23 protein-coding genes and 1 riboswitch are annotated in these 20,297 nt (G+C 71.9%); of the genes, 12 read left to right on the top strand and 11 right to left on the bottom strand.

The annotated features are described in order from the left end of the window. Position 1: 1 nt before the first annotated feature. Positions 2 to 760 carry an endonuclease/exonuclease/phosphatase family protein gene (locus ABT360_RS18075; protein ID WP_351816815.1) on the top strand — a complete coding sequence of 253 codons (759 nt, stop codon included), beginning with the start codon at positions 2 to 4 and terminating at the stop codon, positions 758 to 760. A gap of 17 nt (positions 761 to 777) precedes the next feature. Here ABT360_RS18075 and ABT360_RS18070 read toward each other — a convergent pair whose 3' ends face one another. Both ABT360_RS18070 and ABT360_RS18065 read right to left on the bottom strand, forming a co-directional pair. Further along, positions 778 to 1,362, bottom strand: a complete 585-nt coding sequence (locus ABT360_RS18070) for a hypothetical protein (protein WP_351816812.1) — start codon at positions 1,360 to 1,362, stop codon at positions 778 to 780. Beyond that, entirely contained in the window at positions 1,355 to 2,158 is an 804-nt protein-coding gene (locus ABT360_RS18065) for an alpha/beta hydrolase (RefSeq protein WP_351816809.1), read from the bottom strand. Before ABT360_RS18065 ends, ABT360_RS18070 begins: the two co-directional genes overlap by 8 nt. 204 nt (positions 2,159 to 2,362) lie before the next feature. On the opposite strand from ABT360_RS18065, the gene ABT360_RS18060 reads away from it, so the two are divergent. From ABT360_RS18060 to ABT360_RS18045, 4 genes are all read left to right on the top strand, one after another. Continuing rightward, positions 2,363 to 3,109 (top strand): lysophospholipid acyltransferase family protein, encoded by a 747-nt coding sequence (locus ABT360_RS18060; protein ID WP_351816894.1) that lies wholly within the window; start codon positions 2,363 to 2,365, stop codon positions 3,107 to 3,109. Between the two features lie 28 nt (positions 3,110 to 3,137). Continuing rightward, entirely contained in the window at positions 3,138 to 4,352 is a 1,215-nt protein-coding gene (gene macS / locus ABT360_RS18055; RefSeq protein ID WP_351816806.1) for a MacS family sensor histidine kinase, read from the top strand. Beyond that, entirely contained in the window at positions 4,349 to 5,020 is a 672-nt protein-coding gene (locus tag ABT360_RS18050) for a response regulator transcription factor (protein WP_351816803.1), read from the top strand. Before macS ends, ABT360_RS18050 begins: the two co-directional genes overlap by 4 nt. A gap of 121 nt (positions 5,021 to 5,141) precedes the next feature. Next, positions 5,142 to 6,170, top strand: coding sequence for a 6-phosphofructokinase (locus tag ABT360_RS18045; RefSeq protein ID WP_351816801.1), 1,029 nt, complete (start codon positions 5,142 to 5,144; stop codon positions 6,168 to 6,170). Between the two features lie 71 nt (positions 6,171 to 6,241). On the opposite strand, the gene ABT360_RS18040 is transcribed toward ABT360_RS18045, so the two are convergent. Continuing rightward, positions 6,242 to 8,113, bottom strand: coding sequence for an anthranilate synthase family protein (locus ABT360_RS18040; protein WP_351816798.1), 1,872 nt, complete (start codon positions 8,111 to 8,113; stop codon positions 6,242 to 6,244). Positions 8,114 to 8,220: 107 nt separating this feature from the next. After that, a complete protein-coding gene (locus tag ABT360_RS18035; protein WP_071528813.1) occupies positions 8,221 to 8,277 on the bottom strand; it encodes a trp operon leader peptide in 57 nt (18 codons plus the stop codon). A gap of 103 nt (positions 8,278 to 8,380) precedes the next feature. Here ABT360_RS18035 and ABT360_RS18030 point away from each other — a divergent pair, with 103 nt between their 5' ends. Beyond that, positions 8,381 to 9,733 carry a class II 3-deoxy-7-phosphoheptulonate synthase gene (locus tag ABT360_RS18030; protein ID WP_351816795.1) on the top strand — a complete coding sequence of 451 codons (1,353 nt, stop codon included), beginning with the start codon at positions 8,381 to 8,383 and terminating at the stop codon, positions 9,731 to 9,733. Between the two features lie 186 nt (positions 9,734 to 9,919). Continuing rightward, complete coding sequence (locus ABT360_RS18025) at positions 9,920 to 10,186, top strand: (2Fe-2S)-binding protein (RefSeq protein WP_351816792.1); 267 nt, start codon at positions 9,920 to 9,922, stop codon at positions 10,184 to 10,186. Positions 10,187 to 10,269: 83 nt separating this feature from the next. Here the strand turns inward: ABT360_RS18025 and bfr are convergent, their stop codons facing one another. Beyond that, positions 10,270 to 10,749 (bottom strand): bacterioferritin, encoded by a 480-nt coding sequence (gene bfr, locus ABT360_RS18020; RefSeq protein WP_351816789.1) that lies wholly within the window; start codon positions 10,747 to 10,749, stop codon positions 10,270 to 10,272. Positions 10,750 to 10,905: 156 nt separating this feature from the next. Between bfr and ABT360_RS18015 the strand changes: the two genes are divergently transcribed. Beyond that, the gene (locus ABT360_RS18015; RefSeq protein WP_351816786.1) at positions 10,906 to 11,538 is read left to right on the top strand and encodes a sulfite oxidase-like oxidoreductase; all 633 of its coding nucleotides are present in this window, start codon (positions 10,906 to 10,908) and stop codon (positions 11,536 to 11,538) included. Between the two features lie 6 nt (positions 11,539 to 11,544). On the opposite strand, the gene ABT360_RS18010 is transcribed toward ABT360_RS18015, so the two are convergent. The 6 genes from ABT360_RS18010 to thiO form a co-directional block, all read right to left on the bottom strand. Then, positions 11,545 to 12,129, bottom strand: a complete 585-nt coding sequence (locus ABT360_RS18010; protein ID WP_351816783.1) for a DUF4396 domain-containing protein — start codon at positions 12,127 to 12,129, stop codon at positions 11,545 to 11,547. 74 nt (positions 12,130 to 12,203) lie between these two features. After that, complete coding sequence (locus ABT360_RS18005) at positions 12,204 to 13,058, bottom strand: deoxyribonuclease IV (protein ID WP_351816780.1); 855 nt, start codon at positions 13,056 to 13,058, stop codon at positions 12,204 to 12,206. Between the two features lie 6 nt (positions 13,059 to 13,064). After that, on the bottom strand, positions 13,065 to 15,008 hold the full coding sequence (gene pknB / locus ABT360_RS18000; protein ID WP_351816777.1) for a Stk1 family PASTA domain-containing Ser/Thr kinase: 1,944 nt from the start codon (positions 15,006 to 15,008) through the stop codon (positions 13,065 to 13,067). 99 nt (positions 15,009 to 15,107) lie between these two features. After that, positions 15,108 to 15,902 (bottom strand): thiazole synthase, encoded by a 795-nt coding sequence (locus ABT360_RS17995; RefSeq protein ID WP_351816775.1) that lies wholly within the window; start codon positions 15,900 to 15,902, stop codon positions 15,108 to 15,110. Positions 15,903 to 15,905: 3 nt separating this feature from the next. Continuing rightward, positions 15,906 to 16,106 carry a sulfur carrier protein ThiS gene (gene thiS, locus ABT360_RS17990; protein ID WP_084897055.1) on the bottom strand — a complete coding sequence of 67 codons (201 nt, stop codon included), beginning with the start codon at positions 16,104 to 16,106 and terminating at the stop codon, positions 15,906 to 15,908. Next, a complete protein-coding gene (gene thiO, locus ABT360_RS17985; RefSeq protein WP_351816770.1) occupies positions 16,103 to 17,302 on the bottom strand; it encodes a glycine oxidase ThiO in 1,200 nt (399 codons plus the stop codon). Before thiO ends, thiS begins: the two co-directional genes overlap by 4 nt. Continuing rightward, a riboswitch (TPP riboswitch) is annotated at positions 17,300 to 17,413 on the bottom strand. It overlaps the preceding gene by 3 nt. A gap of 50 nt (positions 17,414 to 17,463) precedes the next feature. Here thiO and ABT360_RS17980 point away from each other — a divergent pair. From ABT360_RS17980 to thiE, 4 genes are all read left to right on the top strand, one after another. Then, entirely contained in the window at positions 17,464 to 17,805 is a 342-nt protein-coding gene (locus tag ABT360_RS17980) for a hypothetical protein (protein ID WP_351816764.1), read from the top strand. Positions 17,806 to 17,845: 40 nt separating this feature from the next. Next, positions 17,846 to 19,051 carry an NAD(P)/FAD-dependent oxidoreductase gene (locus tag ABT360_RS17975; RefSeq protein ID WP_351816891.1) on the top strand — a complete coding sequence of 402 codons (1,206 nt, stop codon included), beginning with the start codon at positions 17,846 to 17,848 and terminating at the stop codon, positions 19,049 to 19,051. Positions 19,052 to 19,112: 61 nt separating this feature from the next. Next, the gene (locus tag ABT360_RS17970; protein WP_351816761.1) at positions 19,113 to 19,478 is read left to right on the top strand and encodes an Rv2175c family DNA-binding protein; all 366 of its coding nucleotides are present in this window, start codon (positions 19,113 to 19,115) and stop codon (positions 19,476 to 19,478) included. A gap of 115 nt (positions 19,479 to 19,593) precedes the next feature. Next, positions 19,594 to 20,244 (top strand): thiamine phosphate synthase, encoded by a 651-nt coding sequence (gene thiE, locus ABT360_RS17965; RefSeq protein WP_351816758.1) that lies wholly within the window; start codon positions 19,594 to 19,596, stop codon positions 20,242 to 20,244. Positions 20,245 to 20,297 lie beyond the last annotated feature (53 nt).

Here is a 20,297-nt window from a genome sequence, read left to right as displayed (position 1 = left end):
TATGCCGATCACCGAGCTGCCCAACTCGCGCACAGAGCCGGACGGTTCCGCCGTGGTCCGGGTGCTCAGCTACAACATCCGCTCCATGCGGGACGACGAGGACGCGCTGGCGCGCGTGATCCGGGCCTGCGCGCCGGACCTCGTCCTCGTGCAGGAGGCGCCGCGCTTCTTCCGCTGGCGCAAGCACGCCGCCCGGCTGGCCGCGAAGAGCGAGCTGCTGGTGCTGAGCGGTGGCGCGACCGCGTCCGGGCCGCTCCTGCTGTGCTCGCTGCGGGCGACCGTCGAGCGCACGGAGGACGTGCTGCTGCCGCTGACCCCCGGGCTGCACCGGCGGGGCTTCGCGACCGCGGTCGTACGGATCGGGGGCGCCCGGCTGGGCCTGCTCAGCTGCCATCTGAGCCTTCAGGCCCGGGAGCGGCACGACCAGGCCGGGATGCTCCTCGACCGGCTGGCCGCCCTCGACGTGCCGCACGCGATCGCGGCCGGCGACATCAACGAGCGGCCGGACGGACGCTCGTTCCAGCGGCTGGCGGCCGAGCTTCAGGACTGCTGGGCCGCGCGCCCCTGGGGCGGTGAGTACACCTCGCCCCCCGGTGACCCGCATCAGCGCATCGACGCGATCTTCGCCACCAAGGGGATCGAGGTGCTGGGCTGCGGCGTCCCCCGCCCACAGGACCTGCCGGGCCTCGACGAGGCCGATCTGCGGGCGGCCACGGACCATCTGCCGGTGCTGGCCGCGGTCAGGGTGCCGGCCGGCTGACCCGGGCGCCGGGGACGTCAGACGACCGCCCCGCGGCCCGGGTCGTCGTCCTCGTCGTCGCCGGTCCGCATCCGGCCCACCAGAGTGGCGAAACCGCCCAGGAAGCCGCCGATGCACACGGTGGTGAGCCACCAGGTCATGTCCCACCGGAGTATCACGGCGAGCAGCATCAGCACCGGACCGCCGATGACCCCGAGCCAGGCGAACTTGGCGGTCGCGTCGGCCTCCGGCAGCGGCGGCGGCTCCGGCGGTACGAAGTGGCCCTCGTCGGTCTCGTCGAGGTCGTCGTCCTTCGCCTCGGCGACCTCGTAGTCGCGTGGGCCTCCGGTGCCGACGCCGGGGGCGAACACCACGGAGCTGCCGAGCGGCTTGTCCGGCTTCACCGGGTCCGCCGACGGGTTCTCCGGGACGTCGTTGACGTCGTCGTCCGGCAGGGCCAGGTCCTCGATCGACTTGAACGGCTTGGCGCCGGGGGTCCCCTCGGCGAAGCCAGGGGGAGGATCCGCCGGTTCCTCGCCGTAGCCGGCGACGATCGCCGCCCAGGCCGCCTCCTCGTCGAACGGCTGCTCGTCTCTCTTGTCCGAGTCGTGCTGCTCAGCCACCGGTCGTGCTCCCTCCCCGGGCCTCCGGCATGGGGGACCCCATCGTGCCGCTCGGAGCGAGCCGGCCGACGAACGCGTAACTCTCCTCGAAAATGCGCTCCGCGTCGTGGTCCAACGTCGCCACGTGGTAGCTCTGTTCCAGCAGGATCTCCTTGACGTCCGTGGACGAGATCCGGCTGAGGATCCGCGCCGAGTCGGCGGGCGGCACGACATGGTCCTGCGGGCTGTGCAGCAGTACCACCGGCTGCGTGACCTGCGGGAGCTCCGCGTCCACCACCCGGAAGAACCGGCGCAGCGAGTGGGCCGCGTGCAGCGGCACCCGGTCGTAGCCGAGCTCCGTCACGCCCTCCTTGGCGATGTCGCTCACGATGCCGGGCTGCGACGGGACGAGGTGGCGCACGACGGGCAGCGCGTGGGCGGCGAGCCCGTGCACCTTGTTCGCCGGGTTCACCAGGACGAGGCCCCGCACCGCCTCGCCGTGCTTGGCGGCCAGCCGCAGCGACAGCGCCCCGCCCATGGAGAGGCCGAAGACGAAGACGTCACGGCACCGCTCCCGCAGGGCGCGCAGCTCGCGGTCCACCTCGGCGTACCAGTCCTGCCAGCCGGTGACCTGCATGTCCTGCCAGCGCGTGCCGTGCCCGGGAAGCAGCGGCAGTGACACGGTGAGGCCGCGCTCGGCCAGATATTCGGCCCAGGGCCGCAGCGACTGCGGCGAACCGGTGAAGCCGTGACAGAGCAGCACGCCGACCTCTCCGCCCTCGTGGCGGTACGGCTCGGCTCCAGGGAGGACCGGCACCGGGGTCTCCTGTTCGGGGGGTTCGATGGGTCTCGGGAAGGTGTAGTTCACCGTACGCGACCGGGCTGACACCGACCAGATCCGTCGCCGCCCCCGCACGGCCGCGGACGGCCCGGGCGCGGCCGTGGGCGGGAGCGGGGGCACCAGTCGGGTTAAGGTCTGATCGACGGAACACAGGAGGCATTCGAGTTGATCTACGGCGCAATGAAGTTCTCCATCGGAGGGTCGCTGAAGCTTGCCTTCAGGCCCTGGGTGGAGGGCCTCGAGAACATTCCCGCCGAGGGGCCGGCGATCCTCGCGAGCAACCACCTCTCCTTCTCGGACTCCTTCTTCCTGCCGGCGGTCCTGGACCGCAAGGTGACCTTCATCGCGAAGGCGGAGTACTTCACCTCGCCCGGCGTGAAGGGCAAGCTCACCGCCGCGTTCTTCAAGGGCGTCGGCCAGCTGCCCGTGGACCGGTCGGGCGCGCGCGGCGCGGGTGAGGCCGCGATCAAGAGCGGCATCGATGTCATCGAGCGCGGTGAGCTCTTCGGCATCTACCCGGAGGGCACCCGTTCGCCTGACGGCCGCCTGTACCGGGGCAAGCCGGGTGGTCTCGCGCGCGTGGCGCTGGCCACCGGCGCGCCGGTGATCCCCGTCGCCATGATCGACACCGAGAAGATCCAGCCGCCCGGCAAGGTCATCCCCAAGCTGATGCGCCCGGGGATCCGGATCGGCAAGCCGCTGGACTTCAGCCGCTACCAGGGCATGGACGGCGACCGCTTCATCCTTCGCTCGGTCACCGACGAGGTGATGTACGAGATCATGAAGCTCTCCGGCCAGGAGTACGTCGACATCTACGCGACGGCGGCCAAGCGGCAGATCGCCGACGCGGAGAAGGCCGCCAAGGAAGCGGCCAAGGAAGCGGCGAAGGAAGCGGCGAAGGCCGAGCGGGATCAGTCCGGCGCGTAATCGCGCCGTTCGTCCAGGGGTGGGGAAGTTGGCCAAGCGCGAGCGTGTCGTCCGCATGTCCGTGGAGCAGCCGCTGTGGCGGGCACTGACCGCGTACCGCGTCCTCACCATGGCGTACGCGGTGCTCCTGTTCGTGTTCACCCGGGACAAGTTCGAGCGCCCCTGGGTGGCCGTCGCGTTCCTCGCCGTGATGTCCGTCTGGACCCTGGCCACGCTCCCCAAGGTGGCCGGAGCGGCCAGCTGCACCAAGCGGTTCCTGGTCGCCGATCTGACCGTCGCCCTCACCGGGATCCTGCTCACCCCGGTCGCCGACGTGCACGCCCAGACGTTCGACGGGCCGACGCTGCCGAGCATCTGGACGGCCGGTTCGGTCCTCGCCTACGCCATCAAGGGCGGCTGGCGGTGGGCCGCGTTCGCCTCCTCCCTGGTCGCCGTCGCCAACATCGTGGAGCGCGGCGACCCCAGCAGGGACACCCTGCACAATGTGCTGCTGGTGTGGGTCGCCTCCATAGCGATCGGTTACGTCGTCGAGGTCGCCCGCGCCTCCGAGCGGACCCTGGCGCGGGCCCTGGAGATCGAGGCGGCCACCCGTGAGCGGGAGCGGCTGGCCCGCGACATCCACGACTCCGTCCTCCAGGTGCTGGCCATGGTCCAGCGCCGGGGCACCGCCCTCGGCGGCGAGGCCGCCGAACTCGGCCGGATGGCCGGCGAGCAGGAGGTCGCGCTGCGCACCCTGGTCGCGGGCGGCCTGACCCGTACCTCGCACGTGTCGGAGGACGAGTCGCTGGGTGCCGTCGTCCGCGAGGTGGACGAGCCGGACGACGACGGCCCGGCCGACCTGCGCACGCTCCTCGCCCGGCACGCGGGGGCCCGGGTCACCTTCTCGGAACCGGGCGCTCCGGTACTGCTGGCGCCCGCTCCGGCGAAGGAGCTGGCGGCCGCTGTCGGTGCCGCCCTGGACAATGTCCGCAGACACGCGGGCGACGCCGCCCGCGCGTGGATCCTGGTCGAGGACTGGCCGGACGAGGTGATCGTGACGGTACGGGACGACGGGCCGGGCATCCCGGAGGGGCGGCTCGCGCAGGCGGAGGGCGAGGGACGGCTCGGCGTCGCGCAGTCCATCCGGGGCCGGCTCCGGGACCTGGGCGGCACCGCCGAGCTGATCTCGGTGCCGGGGCAGGGCACAGAAGTGGAACTGAAGGTCCCGAAGGCAAGGGCCGTGCGGGGGAAGGCAGGGAAATGAGCGAGCAGTCGATCAAGGTGATGGTGGTCGACGACCACCCCATGTGGCGGGACGCGGTCGCCCGTGACCTGGCGGAGGCCGGGTTCGACGTGGTCGCCACGGCCGGTGACGGTGAGCAGGCCGTCCGCCGGGCCCTGGCGGCCGGCCCCGACGTGCTGGTCCTCGACCTGAACCTGCCGGCCAAGCCCGGTGTCCAGGTCTGCAAGGAGCTCGTCGGCGCCAACCCCGCCCTGCGGGTGCTGGTGCTGTCCGCGAGTGGTGAGCATGCCGACGTACTGGAGGCGGTGAAGTCCGGCGCGACCGGGTACCTGCTGAAGTCGGCCAGCACGGCCGAGCTGCTCGACGCCGTGCGCCGGACGGCCGCCGGTGACCCGGTCTTCACGCCGGGCCTGGCCGGCCTGGTCCTCGGCGAGTACCGCCGCCTGGCCTCCGAGCCCCTGCCCGCCACCGGCGCGGACGAGCCCAAGGCCCCGCAGCTCACCGACCGCGAGACGGAGGTGCTGCGGCTGGTCGCCAAGGGCCTGAGCTACAAGCAGATCGCCGAGCGCCTGGTCATCTCGCACCGCACCGTGCAGAACCACGTCCAGAACACCCTGGGCAAGCTCCAGCTCCACAACCGGGTCGAGCTGGTGCGGTACGCGATAGAACGCGGCCTCGACGACGCCTGACGCGTAACTCTCCTACGCCCGCCCGGATTTCACCGTTCGTACCGTCCCGGAGTGACGCAGGTCACCACTAGCGTGACCGGCGTACATCTCCATCGCTCCACGACGGCGAAGGGAAGTATCCATGCGGGTCGGAGTACTGACCGGCGGCGGCGACTGCCCCGGTCTCAACGCGGTCATCCGCGCCATCGTCCGCAAGGGCGTCCAGGAGTACGGCTACGCCTTCACCGGCTTCCGGGACGGCTGGCGCGGCCCCCTGGAAGGCGACATCGTACGCCTCGACATCCCCGCCGTGCGGGGCATCCTTCCGCGCGGCGGGACCATCCTCGGTTCCTCGCGCACCAACCCCCTCACTGCGGAGGACGGCGTCCGCCGCATCAAGGACACCCTCGCCAAGCACGACGTGGGAGCCCTGATCACGATCGGCGGCGAGGACACCCTGGGCGTCGCCGCGCGCCTGTGCGGCGAGTACGGCATCCCTTGTGTCGGCGTACCGAAGACCATCGACAACGACCTGTCCGCCACCGACTACACCTTCGGCTTCGACACGGCCGTCGGTATCGCGACGGAGGCCATCGACCGCCTCCACACCACCGCCGAGTCCCATATGCGCGTCCTCGTCGTCGAGGTGATGGGCCGTCACGCCGGCTGGATCGCCCTGCACTCCGGCCTCGCGGGCGGCGCCAACGTCATCCTCATCCCCGAGCAGCGCTTCGACGTGGAGCAGGTGTGCGCCTGGGTGACGTCCCGCTTCCGGGCGTCGTACGCGCCGATCGTCGTGGTCGCCGAAGGCGCCGTGCCCAGGGACGGCGACATGGTCCTCAAGGACCGGACGCTGGATTCCTTCGGGCATGTCCGCCTGTCCGGTGTCGGCGAGTGGCTCGCCAAGGAGATCGAGAAGCGCACCGGCAAGGAGGCCCGCACCACCGTCCTCGGCCATGTCCAGCGCGGCGGCACCCCGAGCGCCTTCGACCGCTGGCTGGCCACCCGGTTCGGGCTGCACGCGATCGACGCGGTCCGGGACGGCGACTTCGGCACGATGGTCGCCCTGCGCGGCACGGACATCGTCCGCGTACCGATCGGCGAGGCGACCGCGCGGCTGAAGACGGTGGACCCGAAGCTGTACGCGGAGGTCGGTGTGTTCTTCGGCTGAGCACGTCCCCGGGCCGTGGGCCGGTGCGCGCGGCTCCCGGCCCACGGCTCACCGGCCCCGGCCCGACGCGTTCACCGCCGGCTGGCGTCCAGCGCCCGCACCAGCTCCCGGACGACCGACGCGCCCCGCAGCGTCAGCACCGACTCGGGGTGGAACTGCACCCCGGCGAACCCCGGCCCACGCAGCGCGTGCACCTCGCCGGTCACCGGGTCACGGCTCACCTCGATGCCGCGCCCCGCAAGCCCCGTGGCCGCCTCCTCGTCGCACCGGGCCGTGAAGCTGTTGTAGAACCCGACCGTCTCCTCCGTACCGAAGAGATCGATCCGCACCTGCGCACCCTGGAACGGCACCGTCTTCCGCACGATCGGCAGGCCCAGCCCGGCGGCGATCAGCTCGTGGCCGAGGCACACGCCCAGCAGCCCGTGGCGGTGGCCGCGTACGAGCGCGGCGGCCAGCGCCCGCAGGGAGCGCATCTTCGGGTCGGCCGGGTCACCGGGGTCGCCCGGGCCGGGGCCCAGCACCACCGGGCCCTCGTGCGCGAGCGCCGCCTCCCGCAGCCCCGGCTCGTCGAACCGGCGGACCGTGACCGTCAGGCCCGAGGAGCGGAGCAGATGCGCGAGCATCGCGGTGAACGTGTCCTCGGCGTCGACCACCAGGGCGTGCCCGGTCAGCTCGGCCACCGGGGCCTGCATCTTCAGCCAGAACGGCGCCAGGTCCGCCCGGCGCGCGTCCAGCGCCGCCCGCACCCGCGGATCGTCGGCCAGCCGGGGCCGTACCGACTCGTCGCGCGGCCGCCCGGGGCGTACCCCCAGCGCCGTCAGGACACCCGCCGCCTTGGCGTGCGTCTCGGCGACCTCGCCGGCCGGGTCGGAGTGCCGCACCAGCGTGGCGCCGACCGGGACGCGCAGCTCACCGGCGGCCGAGATGTCGGCGGTACGGATAAGGATCGGCGAGTCCAGGGTCTGCGCCCCGCCCGGGTCCGTGCCGAGCAGCGCCAGCGCCCCCGCGTAGTAGCCGCGGCCGCCGCTCTCATGGCGCTCGATGACCCGGCAGGCGTTCTGGACCGGCGAGCCGGTGACCGTCGCCGCGAACATCGTCTCGCGCAGCACCTCCCGTACGTCCAGCGAGGAGCGGCCCCGCAGCTCGTACTCGGTGTGCGCGAGGTGTGCCATCTCCTTGAGTCTCGGCCCGATCACCACCCCGCCCATGTCGCCGACCGTGCACATCATCTTCAGCTCCTCGTCCACGACCATGGAGAGCTCGTCGGTCTCCTTGCGGTCGGCGAGGAAGCGCAGCAGGTCCTCGGGCGTCGGCTCGCCGGCGGGATAGCGGTACGTGCCGCTGATCGGGTTCATCACGACCGTCCCTCCCGACATCCGGACGTGCACCTCCGGGCTCGCCCCGACGAGGGTGCGCTCCCCGGTGTGCACGACGAACGTCCAGTACGCGCCCCGCTCCCCGGCCAGCAGCCGCCGGAACAGCGCCAGCGCGTCCCGTCGCCCGAACCCGGGGACCCGGCCGGTGTAGGTGCGGCGGATGACGAAGTTCGCCCCCTCGCCGCGCCCGATCTCGTCCTCGAGGACGCGGCGCACGGCCGTGGCGTACTCCTCGTCGGACACGTCGAACGCGCCGTCCTCGACCGTCACGTCGTGCGCCGGGAGCTGCTCCAGCGCCGCGGCGAGCGGCATCTCGTACGTCTCGTCCGCGACCAGCACGGACAGCGGCGTGCCGTCGTCCCGCACGTCGAAACCCCGCTCCCGCAGCTGCCGGAACGGCACCAGGGCGAGGGAGGGCCGGTCTCCGACGGGGATGTCGGCCAGGCGCTCCGCCTCGTGCACTTCGCCGATCAGTACCTCGACGGTGTCGTGGTCGCGGCCGGGGGTGCGGCGGCGCAGCAGGGCGAAGGGCGGGCAGGAGTCGTCGAGCAGCCGGGAGAGGTCCACGGGGTGTTCCTTCCAGTCGAAATGGATTCGGGTGGAGAGGAACGGCCCCGGAAACGGAAGAAGGCCGCCCCTCGGGCGGCCTTCGCGTGTCTTACGTGTACGCGCAGTCAGTGGGCCGCCGGATGAGCGGTCCACCACCAGTTCTGGGTCGAGTGCGCGAACATGAGCCGCACCCTACCCCAGGAATCGCCGAAAGCCTCAAGATTCCTTGTCTCATCAGGTGAGCACCCAGATGGACGAATGGGAACACCCCGTAAGGTTGTGCACGTGACCGTGAACGCTAAGCCCACCGCAACCGGTGGCAACACCTGGCGAGACCTTCCCGCGGCGCAGCAGCCCGAGTACCCCGATGCCGAGGCTCTGCGCGATGTGATCGCGGACCTCGAGTCGTATCCGCCGCTCGTCTTCGCGGGCGAGTGCGACCAGCTGCGCGCCCGGATGGGAGCCGTCGCCAGGGGCGAGGCGTTCCTGCTCCAGGGCGGCGACTGCGCCGAGGCCTTCGACGGCGTATCGGCCGACCACATCCGTAACAAGCTCAAGACCCTGCTCCAGATGGGCGCCGTGCTGACGTACGCCGCGTCCGTCCCGGTCGTGAAGGTGGGGCGGATCGCGGGGCAGTACTCCAAGCCGCGCTCCAAGCCGACCGAGACCCGCGACGGCGTGACGCTGCCGACGTACCGGGGCGACTCCGTCAACGGCTTCGCCTTCACCGAAGAGGCGCGCATCCCGGACCCGGAGCGGCTCAAGCGCATGTACCAGGCGTCCGCCTCGACGCTCAACCTGGTGCGCGCCTTCACCACCGGCGGCTACGCCGACCTGCGCCAGGTGCACGCCTGGAACCAGGACTTCGTGAAGTCCTCGCCGTCGGGGCAGCGCTACGAGCAGCTGGCGCGGGAGATCGACAACGCGCTGAACTTCATGAAGGCCTGCGGCACCGACCCGGCCGAGTTCCGCACGGTCGAGTTCTACGCCTCCCACGAGGCGCTGCTGCTGGACTACGAGTCGGCGCTCACCCGCGTCGACTCCCGGACCGGACAGCTGTACGACACGTCGGGCCACATGGTCTGGATCGGTGAGCGGACCCGTCAGCTGGACGGGGCGCACATCGAGTTCGCGTCGAGGATCCGCAACCCGATCGGCATCAAGCTCGGCCCGACGACCACGGTCGACGAGGCGCTGACCTACGTCGACCGCCTCGACCCCGAGCGGGAGCCGGGCCGGCTGACCTTCATCGTCCGCATGGGCGCCGACAAGGTCCGCGACAAGCTCCCCGAGCTGGTCGAGAAGGTCACCGCCTCCGGTGCCACCGTGGCGTGGGTGACCGACCCGATGCACGGCAACACCTTCGAGGCCGCCTCCGGCCACAAGACGCGCCGTTTCGACGACGTGCTCGACGAGGTCAAGGGCTTCTTCGAGGTCCACAAGGAGCTCGGTACGCACCCGGGCGGCATCCACGTGGAGCTGACCGGTGACGACGTCACCGAGTGCGTGGGCGGCGGTCACGAGATCTTCGTCGACGACCTGCACCAGCGCTACGAGACGGCCTGCGACCCGCGGCTCAACCGCAGCCAGTCGCTGGACCTGGCGTTCCTGGTGGCGGAGATGTACCGCGACCAGTGACCCGGTGATCGTTGATCTTGGCTGAATGCAGCCTTGACGTGCCGATGGGGCGCGGATCCATGTGATCCGCGCCCCATCGGTGTTTGCCGGGCTTTTGCGCGCCCTGTGCGACGGGTAAGGTTAGGTTAGCCTCACCGATCAAGGGCGGGGTCCCCAGTTGTCGATCCCGTCGATCCCCGCAGGGAGGTGAACCGCGTGTACGTCTGCTCGTGCTTCGGTGTCACCGAGAAGCAGGTCAAGGAACACGCGGACGCCGGTGCCTGCACGCCCCGACAGATCGCGTCGGCCTGCAAGGCCGGCACGGACTGCGGATCCTGTGTACGCCGCATCCAGGCGATCCTCGGCCGTGGGAACTGCCCCCGGCGCGAGCTGGTGGACCAGGGCAAGCCTGCCCTCGCGGCCACCGAGACCCTGGAAGCCGTGGGCGTCGCGGAGCTGCCCGAAGCCGCGTGACGCGGGAGGCGGCGTGACACCGGGCGCGACGTGGACGAGTGGCTCGGGATCGGCGCGAGCGGTGTGAGGCCCGCGGGAGCGGCTCAGCTGTCCGGCTGCTCGATCAGCTGGGCGATGTAGAGCGCCTCGCCGAGTTTGTCGACCAGTTCCAGCTGCGTGTCGAGATAGTCGATGTGGTGCTCCTCGTCGGCCAGGATCGACTCGAAGATGTTCGCGGAGGTGATGTCGCCCTTGTTGCGCATGACCTCGATCCCGCGCTTGAGCCGGTCGATCGCCTCGACCTCGACCTGCCGGTCCGCCTGGAACATCTCCGTGACGGTCTGGCCCACGCGGACGTGGAACAGCCGCTGGTAGTTCGGCAGGCCGTCGAGGAAGAGGATCCGGTCGGTCAGGACCTCGGCGTGCTTCATCTCGTCGAAGGACTCCGCACGGGTGTATTTGGCGAGCTTCGTCCACCCGAAGTTCTCCTGCATCTTCGCGTGCAGGAAGTACTGGTTGATCGCCGTCAGCTCGGCCGTGAGCTGCTCGTTGAGGAACTCGATGACCTCGGGGTCGCCCTGCATCGCAGAGGCTCCTTCCGCGCGTGTGAACGGGGCAGATGCCGCGCATCCTCGCACCGCTGGAGGGGAGCGTCCAGTAAGTGCATGCTTAGTAGGAGTTGCCCCAATCCACCTCATCCCCGGTCATGACCACCCTTCCCGGTCTGTCACCATTGAGTCATGGGTCAGCCAGGGAGCGGGGAACACCGGGCAGCAGGAGAGTCCGAGCTTCCACCGGGACAGCGACTTCAGCGCGGCTGGCCGGTCACCCACTACGGGCCGGTCCCCAAGTTCAAGCCGGACCGCTGGGAGTTCAGGGTCTTCGGCGCCACGGCGGGCGGCGACAAGCACTGCTGGAACCACGAGCAGTTCTCGGCGCTGCCGTTCTCGACGGTCGTGGCCGATCTGCACTGCGTGACGAAATACAGCATGCTCGGGGCCGAATGGGGCGGGGTTCCCGCCCGTACCATCCTGGAACTCGCACCGCCGGCCGCCCATGTCACCCATGTGATGGTGTGGGCCGAGTACGGATTCAGCGCCAACATGCGGCTCTCCGACTTCTCCTCGGACCGAACGATTTTCGCCACGCACAAGGACGGTGAGCTGCTCACCGCCGAGCACGGGTTCCCGTTGCGGCTCATCGTGCCGCACCTGTACGCCTGGAAGGGCCCCAAGTGGGTCCGCGGTGTGGAGTACATGACCGCCGACCGCCGGGGCTTCTGGGAGGAGCGCGGCTATCACAACATCGGCGATCCGTGGACGGAGCAGCGGTACTCCTACCAGGAGGAGCCGGGGGACGGCCCGGAGCTCTGATACCCCTCAGTGGTATGCGTGCACCACCGCGTGCCCCTTGCCGCGGCCGATCATCCACCTGTTGACGGGTGTGGTGACGATGAAGGCGGCGAAGAGCGCGAAGGCGAGGACGCCCCAGAAGAACCCGTCGGTGAGGTGCGCGTCCATGGCGCCGGGCCAGAGTGCGAGCACACCGTTGTCGATCAGCTCCATGACGGCGATGGACAGCGTGTCGGCGGCCAGGGCCACTCGGAAGGCGGTCCTGAAGTCGACGCCCGCCTTGAGGACGCCGCGCAGGGTGAACGCGTAACCGAAGAAGAAGGCCAGGGCGATGGCGAGCGCCATGGTGGGCACGGTGCCCCAGCCCAGGCTCGTACCGATGACCAGGCCGAGGACCTCGCCGATGGCACAGCCGGTGAGGCAGTGGAGGGTGGCCCGGGCGGCCATGGGCCAGCTGACCTTGTCGGTGCCGCCGTGCTGGTGGTGCCCGTGGTGGTCCTGGTGCTCTTGGTGTTCCTGGTGCGGGGCGTGGTGGGCTGCGTACCCGCCGTCCTGTGGGTACTCGGCGTGCTGGTGTTGCTCGCCGTGCTGGGTGCGGCTGTCGTGCTGCATGAGAGCCCCCAAAGTCGTATGGCGGTATCGGTTCCTGCCCTCAGTAGGAACCGTATACCCCCGGGGGGTATTCCTCAACTGCTCCGGAGTTTCTTCAGCCGCTCGATGTCGGCCGCGTGTCCTTCCTTTCCGCCGGGCGTTTCGATGACCAGTGGGACGCCGGAGGCCGCCGGGTGCCGCATCAGCTCGCGGAAGGGATCCTCGCCGATGTGACCCGCGCCGATGTTCGCGTGACGGTCCTTGTGGGCGCCCACGACGTCCTTGGAGTCGTTGGCGTGGATCAGCTTCAGCCGGCCCTCGCCGACCGTGTCGACCAGCAGGTCCAGCGTCTGCCGTACGCCGTGCTCCCCGGTCAGGTCGTGCCCGGCCGCGAAGATGTGGCAGGTGTCCAGGCAGATGCCCAGCTTCGGGTGGGCGTCGAGTGCCTCGAAGTACGGGCCGAAGTCCCAGGTCCGGGAACAGAGCGAGGCGCCCTGTCCGGCCGTCGACTCCAGCAGCAGGTACGGGTCGTCGTCGTGGTCGAGTTCGTCCAGCAGCGGCAGCATGTGCGTGCGCACCTGGGCGAGGGCCTGCTCGCGGGGGCGGCCCCCGGTCGCCGAACCGGTGTGCACCACCACGCCGAGGGCGCCGATGTCACGGGCGCGGCGCAGCGAGTGGCGCAGGGACGCCACGGAGAACTCGACGGTCGCCTCGGTGTGGGAGCCGAAGTTGATCAGGTAGGGGGCGTGGACGTACGCGGGTATGCCCTCGGCGGCGCATTCGTCGCGGAACAGCTCGTCCTGGACCGGGTTTCCGGCGGGTGTGGCCCAGCCGCGCGGATTGGCGACGAAGACCTGGACGGCTTCGGCACCGATCTCACGGGCGTAGGTGAGGCCGGTCTTGGCGAGGCCGCCGGCCACGGGAACATGGCCGCCGACGGGGTTGCCCATGTCTCTCTACAGTCCCTTGGTCTTGATGGTGATGGTGCTGCCCTCGGGGGCCTGGTCACCGCCGCTGACGGACTGGCTGTCCACGGTGTCCCCGAGGAAGGGGAAGTTCTTCTCGACCTTCACCTTGAAGCCGGCGCCTTCCAGCTCCCGCTGGGCGTCGTCGACGCTCTTGCCGGTGACATCGGGAACGTCGGCCATGCGGGGGCCCTTGGAGACGGTCAGCGTGATCGTGTCGCCCTTCGCGGCCTCGCTGCCCTGGGAGAGGGACTGGGCGGCCACCGTGCCCGCCTCCTCGGCGGAGTGGACCCGTGCGGAGGCGACCTTCACGGTGAGCCCGGCGTCCTCCAGCGTACGGGTGGCGTCGTCGACGGTGTCACCGGTGACGTCCGGTACGTCGACGGGGGCGCCCTTGCTGACGACCAGGGCGACCGCGGAGTCGGGGTTGCGCTCGGTGCCCGCCCCCGGGTCGGTGCTGATCACGGTCCCTCGCTCGAACTCCTGGCTGAAGGCCTTGGTGACCTTGCCGGGGGCGAGACCTGCCTTGGTGAGCTCACGCTTGGCGTCGCCGAGCGGCAGGCCCTTGAGGTTGGGGACCTTCACGATCTTCGGGCCGCGCGAGAGGGTGAGGGTCACGGAGCCGTTGCCGCGGATGCGCTCGCCGGGAGCGGGGTCGGCGGCCATCACGGTGCCCCGCTTGTAGGCGCTGCTGTAGTCCCGCTTGACGTCCTTGACGTCGAGCCCGGCGTCGGCGAGCCGCTTCTCCGCCTCGGCCTGGGTCTGTCCGAGCACGGTGGGGACCTGGGTGAACTGTCCCGAGTTGATGTACCAGACGCCCCCGCCGACGCCGAGGACGAGCAGCACGGCGACGATGGCGGCGATCACACCGCGACGGGCGTGGAGGAGGGGGCCGCGCACGGGGCGCCGGGGCTCCGGCTCGGGGCCGGGCTGCGGGGGCATGGTCAGCCGGCTGGTGCGCCGGACGCCGTCGTCCTCGCCGGGCAGGGCCCGCGCGAGCACACTGGTGGGGTCCTCGGGGCCGCCACCGGAGTGGTCTGTGCCGTCGGCGCGGGGGCCGGCCTGTGGCGGGACGAGGTCGAGCTGGTCGTCGCCGAGCGCCGCGCGGGCCTCGCGGGCCTGGGCGAGGAGCGCCACCGCGTCGTGCGGGCGCACGTCGGGATTGCGGGCGGTGGCGCTCGCCACCAGCTCGTCCAGTTCGACCGCGAGGCCGGGGACGGCGGCGGAGGGGGGCGGGACGTCGGCGTTCAGGTGCTGGTAGAGGACCTGGGCGGGCGTGTCGCCCGCGTGGGGCTTGGCGCCGGTGAGCATCTCGTACAGGACGACGCCGCAGGCGTACACGTCCGCGCGGGTGTCGGCGGTGCCGTGCTCGATCTGCTCGGGCGCCAGATACGACACGGTGCCGAGGACGGAACCGGTGGTGCTGGTGGCCGCGCCGACGGCCCGGACCAGCCCGAAGTCGGCGACCTTGACCCTGCCGTCGTCCCCTATCAGGACGTTCTCGGGCTTCATGTCCCGGTGCACGAACCCGGCCCGGTGCGCGGCGCCCAGCGCGGCGAGCACCGGCTCCAGGATGTCCAGCGCCGCCCGGGGCTGGAGCGCCCCGCGCTCGCGCAGTACGTCGCGGAGGGTGCACCCGGCGACGTACTCCATCGCCAGGTAGACGTACGCCCCCTCGGCGCCCTGGTCGAACACGCCGACCACATTGGGGTGCGAGAGCCGGGCCACGGACTTGGCCTCGCGGATGAACCGCTCCACGAACGTCGCGTCGGTCGCGAGGGCGGGGTGCATCACCTTCAGGGCGAGCACCCGGTCGAGCCGGGTGTCGACGGCCCGGTAGACCGTGGCCATGCCACCGACGGCGATGCGCGCGTCGACCCGGTAGCGGCCGTCGAGCAGCTGGCCGACGAGGGGGTCGTGCAGGGTCGTATCCACCCGCACGAGTCTACGAGCCCGCACCGACACCCCCACCGCCCCGCCCCTGCCCGGCCCGTACTGCAGCCGACCTGTGACACCCGGCGGCCCCCGGCCAGCTCAGAACGCCGGCCGCTCCGGATCCAGCGCCGCCCGGCCCTCCACCGGGGACGAGGCCTCCGCGAAGTGCCGGCGCGGGATCCGCCCCGCCCGGTACGCGAGGCGCCCCGCCTCCACCGCGTGCCGCATCGCCTCGGCCATCAGGACGGGCTCCTGCGCCCGGGTCACCGCCGACGCCAGCATCACCGCCGCGCATCCCAGCTCCATCGCCAGCGCCGCGTCGGACGCCGTACCCGCGCCCGCGTCCAGGATCACCGGCACGCGCGCGTGCTCCACGATCAGCTGGAAGTTGTGCGGGTTGCGAATGCCGAGGCCGGACCCGATGGGCGAGCCCAGCGGCATGATCGCGGCGCAGCCGACGTCCTCCAGCTTGCGGGCCAGCACGGGGTCGTCGTTCGTGTACGGGAGGACCGTGAAGCCGTCGTCGACCAGCGTCTCGGCGGCGTCGAGCAGCTCGATCGGGTCGGGCAGCAGCGTCCGCTCGTCCGCGACGACCTCCAGCTTGATCCAGTCCGTACCGAGCGCCTCCCGCGCGAGGCGGGCCGTCAGCACGGCCTCGCCCGCGGTGAAGCAGCCCGCCGTGTTCGGCAGGACCCGGATGCCGAGCTTGTCGAGGACGGACAGGACGGAGCCCTGCACGGTCGGGTCGAGGCGGCGCATCGCCACGGTCGTCAGCTCCGTGCCGCTGGCCTCCAGGGATCGTTCCAGCACGTCGAGGCTGGGCGCCCCGCCCGTACCCATGATCAGCCGGGAGTCGAACGTGGTCCCGGCGAGGGTGAGACGGTCGTCGGCCATGGTTCAGCCCCCCTGGACCGCGGTGAGGACCTCGACGCGGTCGCCCTCGTCGAGGAGGGTCCCGGACCACTGGCTGCGCGGGACGACCGTCTCGTTGACGGCGGCGGCGACCCCGGAGGGAGCCGATGTGAGGGTGGCGACCAGGGCGTCGAGGGTGGTGGGACCGGCGAGGCGACGGGCCTCGCCGTTGACGGAGACGTTCATGACACTCCTGCCGGGGAGAGGGACGGGGAGGGGGACGGGGACGCCGTCCCGAAACGGGCGGGGGCGAAGGCGCGGGCCTCCTCGGGGAGCTCCCCGGTGGTGAGCGCGGTGGCCATCACGTCCCCGGTGACGGGGGTCAGCAGCACCCCGTTGCGGTAGTGGCCCGTCGCCAGGTGCAGACCGGGCAGCGCGGTGGGGCCCAGCAGCGGCGCGTTGTCGGGGGAGCCGGGCCGCAGCCCCGCGCGGGTCTCGGTCAGGGGCAGCTCGGTGATGCCGGGCACCAGCTCGTGCGCGTCGCGCAGCAGCTCGTACACCCCGCCCGCCGTGACCGTGGTGTCCCAGCCGAGCTCCTCGCTCGTCGCCCCGACGACCAGCTCGCCGTTCTCGCGCGGCACCAGGTACACCTGGCTGCCCCGCACGACCGCCCGGACCGTACGGCTCAGGAAGGGCGCGTACGCGCGGGGCACCGACAGCCGCAGCACCTGCCCCTTGACCGGCCGCACCGGCGGCAGCACCTCGTCCGGTACGCCGCCGAGCCGCCCGCTCAGGCTGCCCGCGGCCAGCACCACCTGGTCGGCGGCGAGTTCCGTGCCGTCCTTCAGGAGCACCCCCGTCGCCCGGCCCCGCGCCACCACCAGCCGCTTCGCCCAGGCGCGGTGGACGACCACCCCCGACCGCTCGCACGCGGCCACCAGGGCGGCCGCCAGCCGTCGCGGATCGACCTGGTGGTCGCCGTCCACCCGCAGCCCGCCGCGCACGCCGGGCGCCAGCATGGGCTCCAGGCGGCGGCATTCACGGCCGGTCAGCCACTGCGAGTCCAGGCCGGAGCGCTCCTGCAGCGCGTGCAGCTCGCGCAGGTGGGCGCGGTCGTCGGCGTCCAGGGCGACGGCCAGCGTGCCGCACGCGCGGTAGCCGACGTCCACGCCGCCGGCCACGCCTCCGGCCGCGTCCTGGAGTTCGGCGACGAAGTCCGGGTAGCGGCGCGCCGACTCCAGATTGAGCCCGAGGAGCGTCTCCTCGCCGTAGTGGAGCTCGGTGACCGCGGCGAGCATGCCCGCCGCGACCTGCGCGGCCCCGCCGCCCGGTTCGGGGTCGACGACGGCGACCCGCAGACCGCGCTGCGCCGCCCGCCAGGCCGTGACCAGGCCGATGATTCCGCCCCCGATGACGAGGACGTCTGACGTACGTGGATGCATGGGCGTCCAGCCCCTCCCTTCGCCGGCATGACCCGGATCAGGTTCGTACGGTCGGAGGCCGTCCCAGCCTCCCTCTCAGCCCAGTGCGTCCGGGCTCCCGCGAGTGCTCTACGGTGGCCAGACTAACCCCACCCCGCAACCCGCAGTAAGGGAGCTTCACCGTGGCGCGGTCGCTCGACGGACTGGTCCTCGCTCCCGTGGCGGACCAGGCGCCCGGTCAGGTCGGCACGGCGACGCGGTTCACGTACCACGAGGAGGACGGCCGGGTCTGGGCCGAGTACGCGGGCGGTGACGTGGTGCGCGGCCACCTCGTCGGGACCCGTGAGGGGGACCGCCTCGACTTCCGGTACGTCCAGCTGAAGCGCGACGGCCGGACGGCGTCCGGGCACTGCGTCTCCACGGTCGTGGAACTGGACGACGGGCGCGTCCGGCTGGAGGAGGCCTGGGAATGGGAGTCCCAGGAGGGCAGCGGTACCAGTGTGGTGGAGCAGCTCCCTTCCTGACGTTTGGTCAGCTGCATAAGGTGGGCGGGTGAACGAGCGGATGGAAGCAGAGCGGCGCGTCGTCATCGTGGGCGCCGGGATGGCGGGTGTGCAGACGGCCGTGGCGCTGCGCGAGCAGGGCTTCACCGGTCCCGTGCAGCTGATCGGGGCCGAACCGCACCAGCCGTACGACAGGCCCCCGTTGTCGAAGGCGGTGCTCCTGGGCACGGCCGAGGGATCGGCCTTCGACGTGGACTTCGAGGCGCTCGGCATCGCCTTGCGCCTGGGCGTCGAAGTGACCGCCCTCCGACCCGGCGCGCGCGAGGTGGACACCGAGGCCGGGCCGGTCCCGTACGACGTCCTGGTCGTCGCCACCGGCGCCCGGCCCATCGCGCTGCCCGGCTCCGAGGGCGTCCGCGGGGTCCATCTGCTGCGCACCCTCGACGACGCCGAGCGGCTGCGCCCCGTCCTGGCGGAGAAGCACGACGTGGTGGTCGTCGGCGCGGGATGGATCGGCGCCGAGTTCACGACGGCAGCCCGGGAGGCAGGCTGCGCGGTCACCGTCGTCGAGGCCGCCGGCCGGCCGTTCGCCGGGGCGCTGCCCGCCGAGGTCGCCGTCCCGATGGGGGAGTGGTACGAGGAGAGCGGCGCCAAACTCCTGACGCACGCGCGCGTGGGGCACGTCGAACCGGGCGAGGTCGCCCTGGAGGACGGGCGCCTGCTGCCCGCCGGGGCCGTGGTCGTCGGCATCGGGGCCCGGCCCGCGACCGGCTGGCTGGCCGGCTCCGGAGTCGCGCTCGGCCCGGAGGGAGCGATCGTCGCCGACGACCATCTGCGCACGTCCGTGCCCGATGTGTACGCCGTGGGCGACTGCGCCTCCTTCCCCTCCGCCCGCTACGGCGAGCGGCTGCTGGTGCACCACTGGGACAACGCCCTCCAGGGCCCGCGCACGGTGGCCGCCGCCGTCGTCGGCGAGGCCCCGCGGCCGTACGACCCGGTGCCTTACTTCTGGTCCGAGCAGTTCGGGCGGTTCGTGCAGTACGCGGGCCATCACGCGGCCGCCGACACGATGGTGTGGCGGGGCGACCCGGCCGGCGCGGCGTGGTCGGTGGTGTGGCTGCGCCGGGGCGCCCTGGTGGCGCTGCTGGCGGTGGGCCGCCCGCGGGACCTGGCCCAGGGGCGCAAGCTCATCGAGGCGGGCACGCCGCTCGATGCGGCGCTCGCCGCGGACCCGTCCGTCCCCCTCAAGTCGGCCGCCCGGGGGTAGCGGGGGCTGGTCCGGCCCAGCCCGGCTACCGACTGTCAGTGCGGGATGGCACGCTAGTCCCGTGACCGAGATTGACGCAAAGATCGATGCTCTCGTCCCCGCCTGGCTCCACCTGCCCGACATCGCGGAAATGCTCGATGTCGAGGTGACGCGCGTGCGGCAGCTGGTCAAGGAAGGCCAGCTGATCGCCGTGCGCCGTGGTGAGAACCGGACGCTCCAGGTGCCTGCCGCCTTCATCAAGGACGGCAAGGTGGTGAAGGGTCTCTCCGGGACCCTGACGCTCCTGAAGGACGACGGCTTCACCGACGAAGAGATGCTGGAGTGGCTCTTCACCCCCGACCCGACCCTGCCGGGCACGCCCGCGCAGGCGCTCAGCGAGAATCGCGGCACGGAGGTGAAGCGCCGCGCCCAGGCGCTCGCCGTCTGACGTCCTGGTAAGCCCCGGCGGGGTACGCCGGGCGGAACACCGACACCAGGCGGTGTGCGGGCAGGGGGGGAGCCCTCCCGTGCCCGCACACCGCCGCACCAACGGGGGGAACCTCATGTCCACCGCACGCGCCAAACTGGCCGACGCCCGGCTCTACCTCTGCACGGACGCCCGCAAGCGGCAGGGTGACCTGCCCGAGTTCCTCGACGCGGTGCTCGCGTCCGGCGTGGACATCGTGCAGCTGCGCGACAAGGGCATGGAGGCCGGCGAGGAGCTGGAGCACCTGGCGGTGTTCGCCGACGCCTGCCGCAGGCACGGCGTGCTGCTGGCGGTGAACGACCGGGCCGACGTGGCGCACGCCATCGGCTCCGACGTGCTGCACCTCGGGCAGGGCGACCTGCCCGTCCCCGCCGCCCGCGCCATCCTCGGCGACGAGGTGCTGACGGGCCGCTCCACGCACGCGGAGGCGGAGGTGGACGCGGCGGTCGCCGAGCCGGGCGTGGACTACTTCTGCACCGGCCCGTGCTGGCCCACGCCCACCAAGCCGGGTCGGTACGCGCCCGGGCTGGACCTCGTGCGGTACGCCGCGTCGCTGGAGCAGGAGCGGCCGTGGTTCGCGATCGGCGGCATCGACGCGGGCAATCTGGACGAGGTGCTGGACGCCGGCGCCCGCAGGATCGTCGTCGTCCGGGCGATCACCGAGGCCGACGACCCGGCGGCGGCCACGGCGGCGCTCGCGAAGCGGGTCCGCGAGCGCTCCGCGTAGCCGCGCGTACGGTCCAGCTGTCCACGAGTGTCCAAGGGCTGGACAACAACCTG

This window comes from Streptomyces sp. NPDC000229 (genome assembly GCF_040300825.1).
Taxonomy (GTDB): domain Bacteria; phylum Actinomycetota; class Actinomycetes; order Streptomycetales; family Streptomycetaceae; genus Streptomyces.
Note: the sequence above shows the minus strand (reverse complement) of the source record. Positions and strands in the feature narration are given on the sequence as shown.